The sequence below is a fragment of the Cupriavidus yeoncheonensis genome (genome assembly GCF_905397275.1).
GTDB classification, from domain to species: Bacteria; Pseudomonadota; Gammaproteobacteria; order Burkholderiales; family Burkholderiaceae; genus Cupriavidus; species Cupriavidus yeoncheonensis.
On sequence record NZ_CAJPUY010000011.1, the window covers coordinates 211245 to 228794 of the forward strand.

Genomic DNA, 17550 nt, shown 5'->3' on the forward strand with positions numbered 1-17550 from the left:
GTCTGCGGGCGGATCAGATCATGCTAAGAGGCCGCCTTGCCGGCGGGCATCGTCGGATACGACGAAACCCGCCTGCGGCCGGAGCGGCTTAGCCCGGGATCATCCCGGGCAGCACATAGGCCTGCACCACGGTGATGATGCCGATGATCACCGCGAACAGCAGGCTGTGCTTGACGGTGAAGCGGAACAGCTCTGACTCCTTGCCCACCAGCCCGGTCGCCGCGCAGGCCACCGCGATCGATTGCGGCGAGATCATCTTGGCCGTCACGCCACCCGTGGTGTTGGCCGCGACCAGCAGCGTGTCCGACACACCGATCTGGTGCGCCGTGGTGTTCTGCAGCGAGCAGAACAGCGCGTTCGACGACGTGTCCGAGCCCGTCAGGAACACGCCCAGCCAGCCCAGGAACGGCGAGAAGAACGGGAAGGCCGCGCCTGTACCCGCAAGCAGCAGTGCCAGCGTGGACGACATGCCCGAGTAGTTGGCTACGAACGCAAACGCCAGCACCAGGCCGATCGACAGGATCGGGCGGCGCAGTTCCACCAGCGTTTCACCGAAGGTCGACACCAGGTCGCGCGGCTTCATGCGCAGCAGCACGGCCGAGATCAGCGCGGTCAGCAGAATGGCGGTGCCGACGGCAGACAGCAGGTCGAGCTTGAGCACGGCTTCATACGGCTTGGGCGAGGCCACGATCGGCGCGGCCTTGACGACCAGCTGGTCCAGCCCCGGCACCTTGAACTTCAGCACCGTGCCGGCCAGCGTACCGTTGCCCGCGAACAGCGCCTTGAACGGCTGCAGGCTCCACACCGTGACGATGGCCGTCAGGATGCCGAACGGCGCCCACGCGCGGATCGTCTGCGCAGCGGTGTACGGGGACTTGCGCTTGCCGCCGTTTTGCCCGCCGTTCTGCACGCCGTTGCTGAAGCCGCCGCCGCCGAACGCCGACATCGCCATGGTGCCGCCGCCCACATTGCCGCCCGCGCGCTGCGAGGCGCTGCGTGGCTTCCACACCTTCAGGAACGCAGCCAGCGACACCAGGCTGACCAGCGCCGAGGTAATGTCCGGCAGCTCGGGCCCGATATGGTTCGACGTGAAGTACTGCGTCACGGCAAAGCTGGCACCCGTCACCAGCGCGGCCGGCCACGTTTCGCGCACGCCCTTGGCGCCGTCCATCATGAACACCAGCCAGAACGGCACCATCAGCGACAGCAGCGGAAGCTGGCGGCCCGCCATCGCGCCGATGTGCATCGCGTCGATGCCCGTTACCTGCCCGGCCACGATGATGGGAATACCCATCGCACCGAAGGCCACCGGCGCGGTGTTGGCGATCAGGCAGAGGCCTGCGGCATAGAGCGGATTGAAGCCCAGCCCCACCAGCAGCGCGGCGGTAATGGCCACCGGTGCGCCGAAGCCGGCCGCGCCTTCCAGGAATGCGCCGAAGGCAAAGCCGATCAGCAGCATCTGCAGCCGCTGGTCATCGGTGATCGACAGCACCGACGCGCGGATCACGTCGAACTGTCCGGTCTTGACCACGATCTTGTACAGGAACACCGCGGTCACGATGATCCACGCAATCGGCCACAGGCCATAGGCAAAGCCGAAGCCCGCCGCCGCCAGCGCCTGCTGCGCCGGCATGCCATACGCGAAGATCGCCACGCCCAGCGAGAGCAGCAGCGTCACCGCCGCGGCCACATGGCCCTTCAGGCGGAACAACGCCAGGGCCACGAAGAAGAAAAGGATGGGAATGGCTGCCGCCAGGGCGGACAGCCAGAGGCTGCCCAGCGGCGTATAGATTTGGGTCCAGGGTTGCATGCTCGGTCTCCTGCTTGATTGGAGTTTCAGTAGATATTTATTGTTCGGCGCCTGGCCGATCCGCCTGTCGCGACGGTGTTTTTCCTCTCCCGCTTGCGGGAGAGGGGAGATGGTCAGCCGGTCTCCTACTCCGGCTGCCCCTTTTCTTTCAACAGATCCGACAAACTCCGCGCCGCGGGCGTCAGAGGCTTCCGATGCTGCGTCCATCCCATCTGCCTCGCCGGCGTCAGCGCACGCAAGCGCGTAGCCGCCCACCGGAACATGCGATAAGCCTTCGGATGCGAGAACGCCCCGCTCCAGAAGCGCCAGATCAGATGCTCGCCGCGGCTGAACTTGGCGCCCTGGCCACGCAGCGGATGCGCGACCTGCTCCTCCGGGTCGCGGTTGGCTTCCGTACGCAGGCGCACCAGCAGTTGCGGAATCGGGATGCGCACCGGGCAGACCTCACCGCATGCGCCGCACAGGCTCGATGCGGTGGGCAGGTCGGCAGTCGCCTCCAGCCCCAGCAGATGGGGCGAGATGATCTTCCCGATCGGTCCCGGATACGTCGTGCCATACGCATGGCCGCCAATGCGCGTATAGACCGGGCAATGGTTCATGCACGCCCCGCAGCGGATGCACTGCAGCGTCGCGCGCAATTGCGCGTCGGCATAGGCCTGCGTGCGGCCGTTGTCGAGCAGCACCAGGTGCACTTCGCGCGGGCCATCGCGCTCGCTTTCGCGGCGCGGGCCGGAGATCAGGTTGAAGTAGGTCGTGATGGCCTGGCCCGTGGCCGAGCGCGTCAGCAGGCTCGACAGCGGCACGATATGTTCCAGCCGCGCCACCACCTTCTCCATGCCCATGATGGCGATATGCACGTCCGGCACCGTGGTCGACAGGCGCCCGTTGCCCTCGTTCTCCACCAGCCACAGCGTGCCCGTATCCGCCGCCGCGAAGTTCACGCCGGACAGGCCGATATCCGCCTCGACGAAGGCCTGGCGCAAGGCGCGGCGGCCGGTCTGGATCAGCGCGTCCACGTCCTCGGTATAGGGCGTGTCGGGGATGTGCCGCTCGAACAGCGCGGCGATATCGCCCTTGGTCTTGTGGATCGCCGGCATGACGATGTGCGACGGCTTCTCGCCGGCGAGCTGGACGATGTACTCGCCCATGTCCGACTCGATGCAGTCCACGCCGCGCTCGGCCAGGTAATGGTTCAGCTCGATTTCCTCGCTGGCCATCGACTTGCCCTTGATCACGCGCTTCGCCTGCTTCGATTCGGCAATGCGATGGATGATCGCGTTGGCCTCGTCGGCGGTCTCGGCCCAGTGCACCTGCACGCCGGCCGCGGTCAGCTTGCTTTCGAGCTGCACCAGCAGGTCGGGCAGGTGGGCCAGCGCGTGCTGGCGGATCGCCTCGCCCAGGTCGCGCAGCTGTTCCAGCTCATCGGCATCCGGGAACTGCGCCAGGCGCTTGCCCTGCAGGAAATCCATCGCGCCGCGAAAGCTCTTGCGCAGCTTGGGGTCGTCCAGCGCCTCGCGGGCGCGCGCCTTGAAGTCCTGCGACGGGACGAAGTGCAGCGTGCTTTCGCTCATGCCTGGCTCCCTGCGTTGCTGTCATCGACGATCAGCACCCAGAGCTGGCGCGGACCATGCGCGCCGTAGGCCAGGGTTTGCTGGATATCGGAAGTCTTGGACGGGCCCGACACCATCACCAGGTTGGTGGGCATGCCATCGCGCCAGCGTTCGGCGCGCGCGGCCGTGTGCAGGTCCGCATGCAGCGTGGAGGCATGCACCAGCGCCACATGCAGCGGCGGCACCAGCGATACCGTGCGCGGCGAGCCCGCGTCGGGCGCCAGGATCAGCGTGCCGGTGGCGGCAATGCCGGAGCGCGCGACCGTGAAGCCGGCATCGACCGTGTCGAACAGTTCGGCCTTCCATTGCTCGATCGGGCGGTCATAGCCGAAGGCTTCGACCTGCGCCGGCAAGGCCTGCTTCAACGCCGCGCCGGCCGCTTGCGACGGGTCCAGCAGCAGGCGCCGCACACCGGCCAGCGCGAGCTGGTCCGCGAGCAGCGCGGGCCATGCTGAAGCGGTGGTGCGCCAGACCTGGGCGTGCGAGGCCTCCAGCGCGGCCTGCATCGATGCGACGCGCTCCTCGAACCCGTTGGCAACGGGTGCGCGTCCGGCGTAGTGCGCGTCGATACGGCCATCGATCTCCGCCGTGGTCGTGGCACGGGTTGCCGGTGCCGCGGCACGCAGCCGGCCCAGCATGCGTTCGCGTGCCGTGAGTGCGGTCATGCTGCACCTCCGGTACGGCGCCACAGGAAACTGGCGAGGTGTTCGACCTCCAGCGGCGCGCCGTCATGCGCGGCCGTGTGGCCGATATTGAGCAGGCAGCCGCAATCGGCCGATACCAGCCGGTTGCAGCCCGTGGCGCAGGCCGATGCGACCTTGTCGCGCACCATCGCGCCGGAGATATCCGGATGCTTGAGCGAGAACGTGCCGCCAAAGCCGCAGCACTCGGATTCGCGCTCGTGCTCCACGCGCGTTACGCCGGGCAAGGCATCGACCATCGCCACGCCATGGGCGCGCGTACCCATTTCTCGACGCGCGCCGCACGAGGTATGCAGCACGATTCGCTCCGCCTGGCCGCCCGGCAGCGCCTGGCTGAAGTCGGCCTTGAGCACGTGCAGAAGGAATTCGGTGAGTTCGTAGATGCGTTCGGCCAGCGCGCGCGCCTTGGGACCGGCCACGGGATCATCGGCAAACAACTGCGGCCAGTGGTGCCGCATCATGCCGGCGCAGGAGCCGGACGGGACAATGACCGGCCACGGCTCGCTGAACAGGTCGAGCTGCGCGCGTGCCACGTCACGGGCCTGGTCCGGATTGCCGCTGCTGTAGGCGGGTTGCCCGCAGCAGCTCTGTGCGCGCGGGAAGTGAACGGTCAGCCCTTCCCGCTCCAGCAGCCGCACGGCATCAAGGCCGGCCTGGGGCACGAACAGGTCGACCAGGCAGGTCGCAAACAGATAGACCTGCGTGGGGGCAGCGGTGGGGTATTGCCTGTCCTTCATGTCTCGCTCCATACGCGCTGAAATCGCACGTTCGGGCGCATAATTCCCGCTTCCGCGCTACAGTACAAATTGGTTGGACCAATTCACGCGGACATCACATGGCCCATGGCCAGCGGTCTGGGAACGTCAGCAAGGAAAAAAAGGGATGGCAACGGGGACGCAATCGCACGGGCGCGGTCGTGGGCGCGTCGAAGCAGTGATGCGGCGCATCGAAACTGCATTGCTCGATGGCACCTGGCCCGCCGGCGCGCGGCTGCCGGCCGAGCGCGTACTGGCCGAGCAATACGACGTCGCGCGCAACACCGTGCGCGAGGCGATCCAGCGCCTGGCGGCACGCGGGCTGCTGCAAAGCCGGCGCGGCGCGGGCGTCTACGTGACCGACCAGCTGCGCTCAGGCATCGCCTCGCCCTGGGGCCAGTTGGTGGCCGACCATCCGGCGCTGCGCGACGACATCCTGGAATTCCGCCGCGTGCTGGAAGGCGCCACCGCCTACTTCGCCGCGCTGCGCGGCGACGATGAAGACCGCGCGCGCATCCGCGGCCTGATGGCTGAACTTGAACGTGCCCGCCTGGTTGACGACAAGCAGGCCGAAGCCGAGGCCGACGCCCGCCTGCACGATGCCATCGCGCAGGCCTCGCACAACACCATGTTCCTGCACCTGCATACCAGCGTCATCAGCATGCTGCGCGAACACATCACCATCAGCGGCACCGGCCTGCGCGAACAGGGCGAGGCCACGTCCGCGCTCCTGCTGCTGCAGCATCGCACGGTGTGCGACGCCATCTGCGCACGCCGCCCGGAAGAGGCGCGCACGGCCATGCAGACGCATATCGATTTTGTGCGCTCGTGGGTGGAGAGCGGGGGCGGGGCGGACAAGGGCGTGGATTAGTCCTGCCAGCGTGTGCGGGGCCACGCGGCCCCGCCGCGCATCACACCAGCCCGCCGATGGTCAGCTCGCGCTTCAGGTATGCGTAGAAGATCGGGCCCGCAATCACGCCCGGAATGCCGTACAGCGTTTCCATCAGCAGCATCACGATCAGCAGTTCCCACGCGGCCGCCTGGATGCGCGCGCCGATGATGCGGGCGTTCAGGAAATACTCGAACTTGTGGATCACCACCAGGTAGAACAGCGACGCCACCGCAATCGGCAGCGACACCGACAGTGACGCCACCACGATGGCCGTGTTCGAAATCAGGTTGCCCAGCACCGGCAGCAGCCCGACCACGAAGGTAATGACCACCAGCGTCTTCGACAGCGGCAGGTGGACACCGAACAACGGCAGCACCACCAGCAGGTAGATCGCCGTCAGCATCGTATTGATGGTCGAGATCTGGATCTGGGCGAAGATGAACTGCGCAAACGCCACCTGCAGCGCCCGGGCCCGCGACACCAGCGCCGTCGCCAGCGGCCGGCGGTTGGGGCGCGACACCGCGCGGTAGAGTGCCACCATCGCGCCGATGATCATGCCGATGATGATATGCAGCAGCGTGCGCAGGACCTCGGCCCCCAGCTTCTGCGCCATCTGCGCGTGTTCGCGCAGCCAGTGGATCATGGTGTTGGCCAGTTCCTCGACGGTACTTGGCAGCGCGCCGCTGACCCAGTCGGGCAACTGGCCGCGGGACTGGTCGATGATGTCGGCGACACGGTCCAGCAGGGCGTCCAGCGTGCCCTCGCCACTGACGAAGCGCACCAGTGCCCAGATCCCGAGCGACAGCGCCACCAGGATCACGATGGACAGGATGGCTACCGCCAGGGCGTCGTGCCGCTGGTTCAGGCGCTTCAGGCGCGGGGCCAGGACGTCGACCAGCGAGTACAGCAGCAGGCCGGAGAGCAGGGCGGCGACAAGGTTGGCCTGCAGCACCGTCCACAGCGCCAGGGCCGTGAGGAGGTAAGAGGCGCCGACCACGGTGAACCAGGCTGCGGGGAGCAGGCGGGGGGTGGGAGGCGGGGGTTGGTGATCCATCTAACTCTCCGGCGTAGGGGTTGCCGCGGCAGCCTGGTTACACGAGGGTGCTGGCGGCAGCGCTGAAGGTTGATTCTCGGGGCTGGAGTGAGACTAGGCAAGCACCCCGATCCTTGGTCGATGAAAACATGGGCGGCTGCTTCTGGCCTTCCGGGGCGTCGCTTGTCACCTAAAATATTGTCAAAGTGTCACGTAACCCGGCCACGCCGCCAACGCGAACTCTTGGGGAGCGTTAGAACCACGTCTCGATAACTGACGGGTGGTCTATGGTGCTATCACTTCGCTATTCGGGAATCCTGGGAATTTGCGCTTTGTTCACGGCTTGCGGACAGATTCCGTCCAGGCATGCTGCGTGCGGTGCTGATTCCTGTCGCCCTCGGCACGAGCACGAGATGTTGCAGTCGGGCGAGGCGTCATGGTATTCGGCAACGTTCCAGGGGCATCTGACCGCAAACGGAGAACGCTACGATAGCGGCGCCTTGACTGCCGCCCATCGAACCTTGCCGCTCGGCAGCCATGTGCGCGTCAGATCGTTGGCAACCGGAAAGTCGGTTGTCGTTCGCATCAACGATCGCGGACCATACGTCAAAGGCCGGATTATCGATCTCTCTTATGCTGCGGCGGAAGCCCTGGGTTTGCCAGACGCGCGGTCGATGCGCGTGCAGATTGAACGTTGATCGCACGCCACGGCATCCAGGCTGGCTTCCGGAATTATCGCTTCCGGCTATGCGCTTGAGGCTGAAACGGCAACGAATCAACTGTTTCCCGCATTGCCAAACGCTGTCATTGCCGATTTGCAGCAACAGTTCGGGTTCTACATCTGGAGACCGGTGGATGACGATCAGTCAGTGATCCGAAGGCCGCGGTCAGCTACATGGCAGCTTTGCATACTCTGAACGTCGCCTGGAGCGCGACGGTTCGCTCGACGACTCATCCCGCCGCCAACTTTTTTCCATTCACCGCAATCTCCCTCCTGAACAACTCCGCCATCGTCTCCGCCGCCAGCGACAGCGGCGTATCGCGCAGCGTCAGAATCCCCAGCGTGATCGCCGGCAACGGCATCCGCAATGGCACACGACTAACCTGCTGCGCATACGGTTCCACCCCAAGCAGCCCAGCCGGGCACGATAACAGCGTGTCGCTGCGTGTCATCAGGTTCCAGCTCACACCAAAGGTATTGGCCTTGATGATCCGTGCCGGCACGGGAATACCAGCCTCCCGCAACTGGTCGAGCATATAGGTGTGGTGACTGCCCGGCGACAGGTGCATCAGCCATTCGCAATCGAGCAGTTGTTCCCATTCGGTCGCGTGTTCGAGCGGGTGGCCGCGGCGGCAGGCGACCATGATCTCCAGCGTCTGCAGCGGTTCGAAGACGAACTCGCTGCCGATGGCCTGCGGTCCCGGCCCGGCGACGGCGAAGTCGACGGTGCCGTCGCGCAGCGCGGGCAGCACCAGCGGCATCATGCCTTCTTCCAGCGTGAGCTCGGCCAGCGGCATGCGCTGGCGGAAGGCGCGGATCACGTCGGGCAGCAGGCTCAGGAAGACCATCGGCGTGACCGCTACCGATACGTGCGCCTGCTTGCCGCCCTGCAGCTGGCGGATGTCCTGCCGTGCCAGCGCAAGCTGCGCCTGCGCCAGCCGCGCCCGCAGGGTGAGCTGCCGGCCGCATTCTGTCAGCGTCACGCCGCGCGAACTGCGCACGACCAGCGGCGCATCCAGGTCCTGTTCCAGTTCGCGGATGGCCTTGGTAATGGCGGCCTGGCTCAGGTGCAGGCTTCGCGCCGCGCCGCGGATGCTTCCGGTGTCCACCAGGCTCAGCCACGCCTTCAGGTGATGGTCCTTCACGTTGTCTCCCTCGCTTCCCGGTCTGTGAGCCGGCGTGTCTTGCGCTTGCTGGCGATCTGACGACAACTCGTAGTTGTCACCCTCAAGAATTCGGCGTCTTTTGGCTTTCATTCTATCTGCGTAGCCTTGTCGTGAACCCCATGCCAATGCACAGAGAACAGCGAGGAGACACATGGAGAGAGAGCGCACCCCGACAGAACGACTGGCCGCACCGGCGGGTACCGGAGGGCCGCCAGCAGCGGTCGCCGGCCGCGTCGCCGTGCGGGCGATGGTTGCCCTGGCGATGTCGGCACTTTGCATCGCGCCGCTGCTGGCCCGGGCCGAGTGGCCGGAGCGGCCGCTCAGGATGGTGGTGCCCTATGCGGCCGGCGCGGGCGTGGATGTGGCGCTGCGCCCGATCGCCGAGGCGATGGGCCGCGAACTGGGCAAGCCGGTGGTGATCGACAACCGGCCCAGCGCCGGCGGCATCGTCGGGACCCAGCTGGTGGCCACGTCCGCTGCCGACGGCTACACCATCGGCTACGGCAATATGGTCACGCTGGCGGTCAACCGCTCCTTCTACACCCGGCTGCCCTACGATCCGGAAAAGGATCTCGCGCCGATCGGCCTGGCCATTGGCAACGCCTACGTGCTGGTGGCGCGCAAGGACCTGCCGGCCAACAACCTGGCCGAGCTGGTCGCCTACGCGAAGCAGCACCCCGGCAAGGTGGTGATGGGGTCGCTGGGCATCGGCTCGGGCGCTCACCTGGCGGGTGAACTGGTGCAGGGCAGCACCGGCATCAGGATGCTGCACGTGCCCTACAAGAGCGGCGCGCAGGCGCTGGGCGACATGGTCAACGGCCAGGTCGATGTGATGTTCGACAACGTCTCGGGCATCCAGCAGTTCATTGCCGGCAAGCAGATCAAGGCGCTGGCCGTGACCAGCCCGCAGCGCGTGCCGGTGCTGCCGGATGTGCCCACCATGGAGGAAAGCGGCATCAGGGGTATCGACGTGGTGGCCTGGGGCGGGCTGGTGGCGCCCGCGGGCACGCCCGTGCCCGTCATCCGCAAGCTCAACGCCGCGCTCAACAAGGCCCTGGCGGATCCCGCCGTGGTCAAGGCGAATGCCGCGCTGTCGATCGAGGCCATGCCCTCCACGCCCGAGGCCTTCACCAGCCTGATCCGCAGCGAGGTGCCGCGCTGGGGCGCCACCGTCAGGCGCGCCGGCATCAAGGCCGATTGAGCGCGCTTGCCGCGACGCGGTGCAGGCGTGCACGTCATCGATTCCTTCGTATCTACAACCAAAACGGACCATCCATGAGCAACGAACTGTGGCGCCTGAGCGCCGTCGATCTCGCGCGGCATATCGCCGCCCGCGAAATCTCGTGCCGCGAGGCGGCGGCAAGCTGCCTGGCCCGGCTGGACGACGTCAACCCGCGTCTCAACGCGGTGGCCGAGGTGCTGGCCGACGAGGCCCTGCACGCCGCGGCCGAGGCCGATGCCATGCTGGCACGCGGCGAGCCGGTGGGTCCGCTGCACGGCGTGCCCATGACGATCAAGGTGAACGTGGACCAGGCGGGGCACGCCACGACCAATGGCGTGACGGCATACCGCGACACCGTGGCCACCGTCGACAGCCCGGTGGTCGCCAACCTGCGCAAGGCGGGCGCCATCATCATCGGCCGCAACAATACGCCGGCGTTCTCGATGCGCTGGTTCACCGACAACGCCCCGCACGGCCGTACGCTCAATCCCTACGACGCCACGCGTACCCCCGGCGGCTCCAGCGGTGGCGCGGCGGCAGCGGTCGCAGCCGGCATCGGCCCGCTGGCGCATGGCAACGACCAGGGCGGATCGATCCGCTATCCCGCCTATGCCTGCGGCGTGGCAGGCCTGCGGCCGAGCTTCGGTCGGGTGCCGGCGTTCAACCCGTCCCAGTCGCGGGAACGCACCATCGGCATGCACATGACCTCGGTGCAGGGGCCGCTCGCCCGCAGCGTGGCGGACCTGCACCTCGCGCTGGCGGCGATGTCCACGGCCGATGCCAGGGATCCATGGTGGACGCCCGTGCCGCTGGATGCTGCGCAGCCGGCCAATGCCTCCAAGGCTGGTACCAGAGTGGCCGTATGCACCTCGCTGCCGGGCTATCGCGCAGACCCCGGGGTCGTCGCGGCGGTCGCGCAGGCGGCACGATGGCTGGAACAGGCCGGCTATACGGTCGAGGAAGTCGCTCCGCCGCGCTTCACCGAGGCGGCGGAGCTGTGGCTGGCACTCACCATGAACGAGACCAGGGCCAGCGTTCGGCAAGCCGTAGAGACCGACGGCGATGACGCGATCCGCCGCGCCTTCGGCAGCATGTACCGGCTGGCCCCGGATCTCGACCTCGTGGGCTATATGGACGCGCTGGCCCTGCGCTCCAATCTGCTGCGCGACTGGCAGCTCTTCCTTGCGCAGTATCCGCTGCTGCTGATGCCGGTCTCATGGCAGCGCCCGTTCGCGGTCGACGCGGACCAGCAGGGCGATGCCGCCATGCGCGAAATCCTGGACGCGCAAAGCCCGCTGCTGGCGCCGGCCATGCTCGGCCTGCCGGGTTTGTCGGTGCCCACCGGCATGGCAGGCAGTACGCCGATGGGTGTGCAACTGGTGGCGGGGCGCTTTCAGGAGGCGCTTTGCCTGGCAGCCGGCGAGGCCATCGAACGGCGCGCAGGCTGGTCCGGGCTGGCTGAGATGCGGGCCAGCGCGCTTACTTCAATCCAAGCGTGAACGGCAGCAGCAGCGCATTCACAAGGAGCAGGCCATAGGCGATCGTCATGGCCGGCGGGATGGCAGAAGGCGGCCCATCCTTTGCGCGAGCGGCACGGCGCGTCCAGAGGAATCCCGCGCCCATGCCCAGGACGGCAAGCCCGGACAACAGGCTCTCCACAGCAAGCGCGGCCGAATGGCGCTTGCCCGGGCTGCTGTCGATGTGCTTCGCAACGGCGGGGGCAGCCGGTGCTTGAGAGGGGGTTGCGGTCGGCCGGGCGGATTCGTTGGGTAGTGGTCTGACCTGCGCGGCATGCGGCTCAGCCGACGTCGGCGCTTCTTGCGCGTGCTTTGTCGGCGCAGCAGCCGAAGCCGGCCCGGGACTGGCCGAATCCGACATCGCCGCAGCGGCGGGGGGCCGGGGGACTGGCCGGCCCGGCGCATTCCGCATCGCATCCCGGTCCCGCCAGAACCTGGAGAACATGCTTTCCAGGCAGCGTGCCGAGTCGCAGGCATCACGCCGGACACGCCAGGCCGCAACGTCCGCGTCCTGGATGGTGCCCTTGCGCAACATCCTCTGCTGCTCGGCGTAGATGCGCTCGTAGCGCGCCGACAGCGTGGCGGACTCGCAGATCAGGTGCCGCTGGTGTGTGCGCGCGCGTGAGCCGTCGGTGTCGAGTGAGCATCGCATTCCGGCGCCCTGCGAGTCATCGCAGTGAACCGGGGATCCCCCGGCGGGCGATTTACAGACGATGTCGGAGGCCCGCGCATTCGTGACTGCGGCAAGGCTCACGGCGAAGCCAACGATCACCATCGCGGCCAGGCGCTCTATGACCCTCTTCATTCTGAATCCCCATCGAAGCGGCCCGAGATTTTCAAGCTAGTCGATAGTCGGCGAGGTATCCAAGTACGCGTTGTGGCGCGCGTGAGGTAGGACACTTAACGCTGTGTCGTCGGAGCAAAATGCTTGCTGTCCGTCTCATGCCGGCGTCACATGCCGGCGATCGCCAGGTCGCCTGACCGTGAGCCCCTGTGCCGTGTATATCCCCTTGGGGCAGGGAAGCCGATCTTCTAGCATAGAGACGCTGGCCATTCGACCGACAAGGCAGGTGCGCCTGACATGACGGTTACGAATCAAGTGACGGCTGCGGAGCCTCAGGAGGTAACGACTATGTCATCCACAAGAATCGAGATGTGCGACCACGATGGCGACGGCGTATTGACCATTCGAGACGATGGCGCCGAATTCTCGGGGGTCGCGCTCGAGCTTTCAAATCTCTTCGGTGAAGACGTCGTCGCGGATCTCGACAAGCACCAGTTGCTCGAATGGTGCGAGACGGTCGCAGCGCACCTCCGCAGTCAAGGCGTAACGCCAAGTGCCGGTGTTCCGGAGAGCTGCGCCAGCAAAACCGGTCACAGCCGGACGAAGGAGCAGCCCGGCGTCGAGGACCTTGTGCAGTCGGCGGCCTCCTGAGTCTGATGATCGCGACGCTCTGCCGGGAAACAGAGCGTCTTTTCATGGTGGCAATGGCTGTCGTCACGAGCCGCGCCTTCGTTGCTATCGACCGAACGCAAGGACGATCTCGTCGATCGTCACGCGGATGCGCGCGGTGTGCCGCAGATCCCGATGCGTGACGAGCCAGATCTCATATGACACGTCGTTGGAGCGCTCTGGCCAGATCCGCACGAGGCCATCGCGTTCGCCCATCGGCACCGGCAGCTCGCTGACGCCGAGCCCGGCCTTGAGCGCCGCGCGCAGCGTCAGGTTCGTGTTGAACCTTGCGACGATGCGGCCGTCCGTCAGTGGTTCTCCGACGAACGACGGCGCGCGTGCCTTGGCGAAATGCGGCTGATAGACGACAAGATCGTGCCCCGAAAAGCGCTCCCCTGCTACCGGCTCGCCATGGCGCCGCACATAGGCTGACGAGGCAAACAGCCCCACTTCCCAGCTCGCAAGGCGACGGGCAAGCAGGTCCGGATTGCGCGGCTTGACCGTTCGCACAGCGATGTCGGCTTCACGCTTCGCGAGATTGAGGACATGTGTCGTCGTATCGAGCACCACCGATACGTCCGGGTGCTTGGCATGCAGGCGCTCGATCGCCGGCACCACGTATTCCTGCGCAAGTGCGTCCGTCGTCGAGAGCTTCACTTCGCCGGCGAGGCGCTTGTCCATGCCTTGCGTGTGGCGCACCAGATCGTGCGCCGACTGCTCCATCGCCTCGGCGGCGCGGATCGCGAGCTTGCCGACCTGCGTGAGCGCATAGCCATTCGAGGTGCGCAGGAACAGCGTCGACCCGAGCGCGTGCTCGAGCACGGCAAGCCTGCGGCCTACCGTCGCCTGGTCGATGTCGAGCGCGCGTGCAGCGGCCCGCAAGGTCCCTTCCCGATAGAGCGCAACGAAGATGCGCGCGTCGTCCCAGTTCATATGGCCTCCTGCGTGATGCAGATTTGCATCATACGATCGGGAATTCGCTGCGTGTCAAGGATCGGCGGCTTCCCTACACTTTGTTCAACCGATGCACCGGTCAGGCAAGTTGTTCGAATCCGCAGTGCATCCGGCTTTTTGAAAGGATGAAGTCGTGACACACGCAACGCATACCATTCCCGTGGCGATGGCCGCAATCGAGATCACGCAGCCAGGCGGCCCTGATGTCCTGGCGCCGGTGCAGCGGCCCGTTCCCACGCCGGCGGCCGGCGAAGTACTGATCCGCATTCACGCTGCCGGCGTGAACGGCCCCGATGTCATGCAGCGCAGAGGGTTGTATGATCCGCCGCCGGGTGCGTCGGACATCCCCGGACTCGAAGTCGCGGGCGAGATCGTGTCCGTCGGGCGCGACGTGACCCGGTTCGCGGTCGGCGATCCGGTCTGCGCACTGGTCCCGGGCGGCGGCTACGCGGAATACGCGGTCGCGCACGAGAGCAACACGCTGGCGATCCCGGAAGGTCTCTCGATGGTCGAGGCGGCCGCGCTGCCGGAGACGTTTCTGACGGTATGGCTGAACCTGTTCCAGCGCGGCAAGTTCTCGGCAGGCGATAGCGTGCTGATCCACGGCGGCGCATCCGGAATCGGCACCACCGCGACGATGCTCGCCAAGGCGTTTGGCGCATCAAAGATCATCACGACAGTCGGCTCCGATGCGCAGCGCGACGCGAGCATTGCGCTTGGCGCCGACGTCGCGGTGGATTACCGCAACGAAGATTTCGTCGAGGCGGTAACGCGCGCGACGGGCGGGCGCGGCGTCGATGTGGTGGTCGATATCATTGCCGGCGATTACGTCGCGCGGAATTACGCAGCGGCCGCGATGGACGGCCGCATTGTCCAGATCGGTGTGATCAAGGGACCGGCGCAGTCACTCGACTTGTTCCCGATGCTGGCGAAGCGCCTCACGCACATCGGCTCGACGCTGCGCTCGCGCACGCACGAGGAAAAGGCGGCGTTGATCGAGGATCTCGAACGAGCGGTGTTCCCGCACATCCGGCGCGGTGCGGTCAAGCCCGTCATGTATCGGACGTTCGATCTCGACGATGCGCGCGGCGCGCATGCGCTAATGGATTCGGGCACGCACATCGGCAAGATTGTGCTGACGACCCGGGCGGCGCGCACCGCGTCATAGCCGTTTTCCAGTCCTGCCCCGGGAGCACGGTGCGGCGTCGCTCGTGACTGCGCAAAGGCGGTGCGCCGCCTTCGGCGAGAAACCGACGCGGCGCGGCCCTTGCCAGCGCGCTTGGCCCTGCCGTGCCCTTCTGCTATACCTCCAGTGGTTGTCATGCTGGAGGTGCCCATGCCGCTCGTTTTCCGACCTGCAAGCGCTGACGAACTGGCACGCGCTGAAGAACTGGTAGCCCGCAGCATCAACGACCTGACCGTGCGCCACGGCTTCGGGCCGATCGCCACGTCGCGGTCTGCGGATTTCCAGGCGTTCTGCCTCCGGGACGATCCGCGCGGCGTGTGGCTGGCCGATGACGATGGCGAGATTGTCGGCTTTGCCCTGAGCTGGGTCTGTGGCCGGCTCTGGTTCCTGGCGGAACTGTTCGTTGCACCCGGCCGGCAGGGGCAGGGCATCGGCAATGCATTGCTGGACCGTACCATGCAGCATGCCAGCCAGGCCGGCGCGAGAGAAAAGAGCCTGATCACATTCGCCTTCAACGTCGTGTCCCAGGCACTGTATGTGCGGCACGGCTTGCTCCCGCGCGTGCCTATCCATTTGTGCAGCGCCGAGCGTGATGCCCTGGTGCGTCGCGCGCACGGGTCAGCGCTTCGCACGACGCCCATCCGAACCACGGCCCTGGATCTCGACATGCTGCGGCAGATCGACATTGCGGTCCTGGGCGTCTCGCGAGAGAAGCATCACCGCTACCTGCTCGGCGTTCCCGGCATGGAAGGCGTCTTTCTCGAGGATGGAGGCGAGCGCGTCGGCTACGCCTACGTTGCCGCAACGGGCCACATAGGTCCCCTGGCGGTCATGCACGCGCATGCGATGCCGGGCGCATTCCGCACGGCGCTGGCGATGGCCGTCGCGGGGGATGCCGGGCAGATCTCCGTGTTCGTTCCCGGCACGAGCGATGCACTGGCGATCGCGGCCGGCCAGGGCATGCGATTCGCGCTTCCGATGGTGCTGATGGCTACGCACGACTGCGGCGACTGGACGCGCTATCTCCCGCGCAACCCGGGCTTCATGTAAGGCCGGCCTCAGAACGAATCTGGTTGAGCCACTCCGCCCTCGATCTCCGGGCTGGATTCGCCATCCCTGGTCGCAATCAATTCCTTGGGCGCCAGCGGAATCAGGGGCAGGATCAGTGCATACACCACGGTCGTCGCGATCACGCAATAGGTGAAGCCGTGCGTGGCGTCGCTGTTGTAGATCCATGAGCCCAACAGGTCGCCGGCGCGCGCCGAGAGCGCGAGAACGCCATCCACCAGCATCATCAGGGTGCCCTGCAAGCCCGGCGGGCAGGACCGGATCGCGAGATCGAAGTATGCCGCCGTGGCGATGCCGCCCATCAGTCCTATCGGCGCCGCCAACACAAGGGCGAGATCGGCCGAGTGAATGAATGCCAGCGGAATCATCTGTGGCACCGCGATGATCGTTCCCCACCACAGCAGCTTGTTCAGCGACACCCTCTTGCACAGGAATCCATAGAGCAGAAAGGTCGGAACGAATGCGGCGGCAAAGATGCCGTTGTAGTACGAGTAAATCGAATCCGAGGCATGCAGCGCATTGGTCAGGTAGAACTGCAGTGGCGTGGCGGATCCCGGCGCAAAATTCCACAGGAAGCAGATGAGCACCGCCGGATAGACCGCCTTGTGTTGGACCAGCCGCCTGACATTTCCGACAAAGTCCGTGCCTCTGGCCTGCGGCTTCTCGTAGAGATGCCCGAAGACGGAAGCCGGTTTCCACAGCGCCAGCGCGGCAATCAGCAGGTTGAACACCGCGACCAGAAAGAAGGCGTCCGTGGGGGCAAGATGATCGGATACATACCCGGAAGCGAAGGCTCCCGCCACAACGGGCACGGACCCGATCACGTTCCACAGCGCGCTCAGGCGCCCCGACATGAGCTTTTCCTGGCCCACCAGGGCGATCAGGCCCTGATAGGCCGCGGCGACAAACCGGGACGACGTCATGGCCAGCAGCATCCCGATAAGCAGCCTCGCATATGAGAAGCCTGAAAACGCCATCCAGATGCATGTCGCCGCGGTGACCGGCGCGAACATCAGGAAGAAGCCGCGGTCCCGCAGTCCCATCGGGTTCCATTGGTCGCGCGCCAGGCCAAAAGCGAACGCAATGTACACGGGTATGCCGGTCAGCAAGCGGAATGCGGAGATCGGCGTCGCCGTCGCGTGCAACTGGTTCTTGAGTATGTACGACGTCTGAATATCCACCAGCGCGCCGGCCGGCGTTGCCAGATAGATGAACAGGGTCATCCAGCCGAAATACTGCAGGGTTCGGTCGCTGCCTTCAGAACCATTACGACCAGAATCTCCGAGCATTTCTATGTCCTGAGTACCGATACAGCGTGGAGCGCGCCAGCGAGTGGTCTGCCAGCAAGTGGTCTGCCAGGAAGCTGGCTCGGCCGATCTACCAGGCAACAATAGCCACACATGGACTCCCTGGTCAACCTGCGTCAAGGGGGACGGCATTAGAGGGTCGCCGCGCTACACTT

General features: G+C 66.1%; 16 protein-coding genes. 7 read left to right on the top strand and 9 right to left on the bottom strand.

All coding sequences use genetic code 11. The annotated features are described in order from the left end of the window. Nucleotides 1-88 precede the first annotated feature (88 nt). The 4 genes from KHO22_RS17010 to KHO22_RS17025 form a co-directional block, all read right to left on the bottom strand. Nucleotides 89-1810, bottom strand: a complete 1722-nt coding sequence (locus KHO22_RS17010) for a lactate permease LctP family transporter (RefSeq protein WP_211948323.1) — start codon at nt 1808-1810, stop codon at nt 89-91. Between the two features lie 125 nt (nt 1811-1935). Then, nucleotides 1936-3381 carry a LutB/LldF family L-lactate oxidation iron-sulfur protein gene (locus KHO22_RS17015; RefSeq protein ID WP_211948324.1) on the bottom strand — a complete coding sequence of 482 codons (1446 nt, stop codon included), beginning with the start codon at nt 3379-3381 and terminating at the stop codon, nt 1936-1938. Next, nucleotides 3378-4085, bottom strand: coding sequence for a LutC/YkgG family protein (locus tag KHO22_RS17020; RefSeq protein WP_211948325.1), 708 nt, complete (start codon nt 4083-4085; stop codon nt 3378-3380). Before KHO22_RS17020 ends, KHO22_RS17015 begins: the two co-directional genes overlap by 4 nt. Beyond that, on the bottom strand, nt 4082-4858 hold the full coding sequence (locus KHO22_RS17025; protein ID WP_211948326.1) for a (Fe-S)-binding protein: 777 nt from the start codon (nt 4856-4858) through the stop codon (nt 4082-4084). The genes KHO22_RS17020 and KHO22_RS17025 overlap by 4 nt, the downstream gene beginning before the upstream one ends. Before the next feature lie 199 nt (nt 4859-5057). On the opposite strand from KHO22_RS17025, the gene KHO22_RS17030 reads away from it, so the two are divergent. Then, nucleotides 5058-5747: a FadR/GntR family transcriptional regulator gene (locus KHO22_RS17030; protein ID WP_211948327.1), complete on the top strand. Its 690-nt coding sequence runs from the start codon at nt 5058-5060 to the stop codon at nt 5745-5747. Between the two features lie 40 nt (nt 5748-5787). Here the strand turns inward: KHO22_RS17030 and KHO22_RS17035 are convergent, their stop codons facing one another. Beyond that, entirely contained in the window at nt 5788-6822 is a 1035-nt protein-coding gene (locus KHO22_RS17035; RefSeq protein ID WP_211948328.1) for an AI-2E family transporter, read from the bottom strand. Nucleotides 6823-7214: 392 nt separating this feature from the next. Between KHO22_RS17035 and KHO22_RS17040 the strand changes: the two genes are divergently transcribed. Beyond that, nucleotides 7215-7499 (top strand): septal ring lytic transglycosylase RlpA family protein, encoded by a 285-nt coding sequence (locus KHO22_RS17040; RefSeq protein WP_211948329.1) that lies wholly within the window; start codon nt 7215-7217, stop codon nt 7497-7499. A gap of 253 nt (nt 7500-7752) precedes the next feature. On the opposite strand, the gene KHO22_RS17045 is transcribed toward KHO22_RS17040, so the two are convergent. Next, nucleotides 7753-8667: a LysR substrate-binding domain-containing protein gene (locus tag KHO22_RS17045; RefSeq protein ID WP_211948330.1), complete on the bottom strand. Its 915-nt coding sequence runs from the start codon at nt 8665-8667 to the stop codon at nt 7753-7755. Between the two features lie 172 nt (nt 8668-8839). Between KHO22_RS17045 and KHO22_RS17050 the strand changes: the two genes are divergently transcribed. Together KHO22_RS17050 and KHO22_RS17055 are read left to right on the top strand one after the other, a co-directional pair. Then, nucleotides 8840-9889 (top strand): Bug family tripartite tricarboxylate transporter substrate binding protein, encoded by a 1050-nt coding sequence (locus KHO22_RS17050; protein ID WP_230426906.1) that lies wholly within the window; start codon nt 8840-8842, stop codon nt 9887-9889. A gap of 74 nt (nt 9890-9963) precedes the next feature. Beyond that, nucleotides 9964-11409 (top strand): amidase family protein, encoded by a 1446-nt coding sequence (locus tag KHO22_RS17055; RefSeq protein WP_211948331.1) that lies wholly within the window; start codon nt 9964-9966, stop codon nt 11407-11409. Here KHO22_RS17055 and KHO22_RS17060 read toward each other — a convergent pair. Beyond that, nucleotides 11390-12232 carry a GntR family transcriptional regulator gene (locus tag KHO22_RS17060; RefSeq protein ID WP_211948332.1) on the bottom strand — a complete coding sequence of 281 codons (843 nt, stop codon included), beginning with the start codon at nt 12230-12232 and terminating at the stop codon, nt 11390-11392. The two genes, KHO22_RS17055 and KHO22_RS17060, sit on opposite strands and share 20 nt — an antisense overlap. A 327-nt stretch (nt 12233-12559) precedes the next feature. Here KHO22_RS17060 and KHO22_RS17065 point away from each other — a divergent pair, with 327 nt between their 5' ends. Next, complete coding sequence (locus KHO22_RS17065; RefSeq protein ID WP_211948333.1) at nt 12560-12862, top strand: hypothetical protein; 303 nt, start codon at nt 12560-12562, stop codon at nt 12860-12862. An 84-nt stretch (nt 12863-12946) separates the two neighbouring features. Here the strand turns inward: KHO22_RS17065 and KHO22_RS17070 are convergent, their stop codons facing one another. Beyond that, on the bottom strand, nt 12947-13813 hold the full coding sequence (locus tag KHO22_RS17070; RefSeq protein ID WP_211948334.1) for a LysR family transcriptional regulator: 867 nt from the start codon (nt 13811-13813) through the stop codon (nt 12947-12949). Nucleotides 13814-14000: 187 nt separating this feature from the next. Between KHO22_RS17070 and KHO22_RS17075 the strand changes: the two genes are divergently transcribed. After that, entirely contained in the window at nt 14001-15002 is a 1002-nt protein-coding gene (locus KHO22_RS17075; protein WP_211948335.1) for an NAD(P)H-quinone oxidoreductase, read from the top strand. A gap of 168 nt (nt 15003-15170) precedes the next feature. Next, the gene (locus tag KHO22_RS17080; RefSeq protein ID WP_211948336.1) at nt 15171-16070 is read left to right on the top strand and encodes a GNAT family N-acetyltransferase; all 900 of its coding nucleotides are present in this window, start codon (nt 15171-15173) and stop codon (nt 16068-16070) included. 8 nt (nt 16071-16078) lie between these two features. Here KHO22_RS17080 and KHO22_RS17085 read toward each other — a convergent pair whose 3' ends face one another. Further along, entirely contained in the window at nt 16079-17377 is a 1299-nt protein-coding gene (locus KHO22_RS17085; RefSeq protein ID WP_211948357.1) for an MFS transporter, read from the bottom strand. Between the last annotated feature and the right edge of the window lie 173 nt (nt 17378-17550).

What these genes read in the sequence shown, in the direction of transcription:
- KHO22_RS17055 (WP_211948331.1), top strand. Translation starts at nt 9,964, where the DNA reads ATGAGCAACGAACTGTGGCGCCTGAGCGCCGTCGATCTCGCGCGGCAT.
- KHO22_RS17030 (WP_211948327.1), top strand. Translation starts at nt 5,058, where the DNA reads ATGCGGCGCATCGAAACTGCATTGCTCGATGGCACCTGGCCCGCCGGC.
- KHO22_RS17035 (WP_211948328.1), bottom strand. Translation starts at nt 6,822, where the DNA reads ATGGATCACCAACCCCCGCCTCCCACCCCCCGCCTGCTCCCCGCAGCC.
- KHO22_RS17025 (WP_211948326.1), bottom strand. Translation starts at nt 4,858, where the DNA reads ATGAAGGACAGGCAATACCCCACCGCTGCCCCCACGCAGGTCTATCTG.
- KHO22_RS17010 (WP_211948323.1), bottom strand. Translation starts at nt 1,810, where the DNA reads ATGCAACCCTGGACCCAAATCTATACGCCGCTGGGCAGCCTCTGGCTG.
- KHO22_RS17050 (WP_230426906.1), top strand. Translation starts at nt 8,840, where the DNA reads ATGGAGAGAGAGCGCACCCCGACAGAACGACTGGCCGCACCGGCGGGT.
- KHO22_RS17065 (WP_211948333.1), top strand. Translation starts at nt 12,560, where the DNA reads ATGTCATCCACAAGAATCGAGATGTGCGACCACGATGGCGACGGCGTA.
- KHO22_RS17080 (WP_211948336.1), top strand. Translation starts at nt 15,171, where the DNA reads ATGCCGCTCGTTTTCCGACCTGCAAGCGCTGACGAACTGGCACGCGCT.
- KHO22_RS17075 (WP_211948335.1), top strand. Translation starts at nt 14,001, where the DNA reads ATGGCCGCAATCGAGATCACGCAGCCAGGCGGCCCTGATGTCCTGGCG.
- KHO22_RS17085 (WP_211948357.1), bottom strand. Translation starts at nt 17,377, where the DNA reads ATGCTCGGAGATTCTGGTCGTAATGGTTCTGAAGGCAGCGACCGAACC.
- KHO22_RS17015 (WP_211948324.1), bottom strand. Translation starts at nt 3,381, where the DNA reads ATGAGCGAAAGCACGCTGCACTTCGTCCCGTCGCAGGACTTCAAGGCG.
- KHO22_RS17040 (WP_211948329.1), top strand. Translation starts at nt 7,215, where the DNA reads ATGTTGCAGTCGGGCGAGGCGTCATGGTATTCGGCAACGTTCCAGGGG.
- KHO22_RS17020 (WP_211948325.1), bottom strand. Translation starts at nt 4,085, where the DNA reads ATGACCGCACTCACGGCACGCGAACGCATGCTGGGCCGGCTGCGTGCC.
- KHO22_RS17060 (WP_211948332.1), bottom strand. Translation starts at nt 12,232, where the DNA reads ATGAAGAGGGTCATAGAGCGCCTGGCCGCGATGGTGATCGTTGGCTTC.
- KHO22_RS17070 (WP_211948334.1), bottom strand. Translation starts at nt 13,813, where the DNA reads ATGAACTGGGACGACGCGCGCATCTTCGTTGCGCTCTATCGGGAAGGG.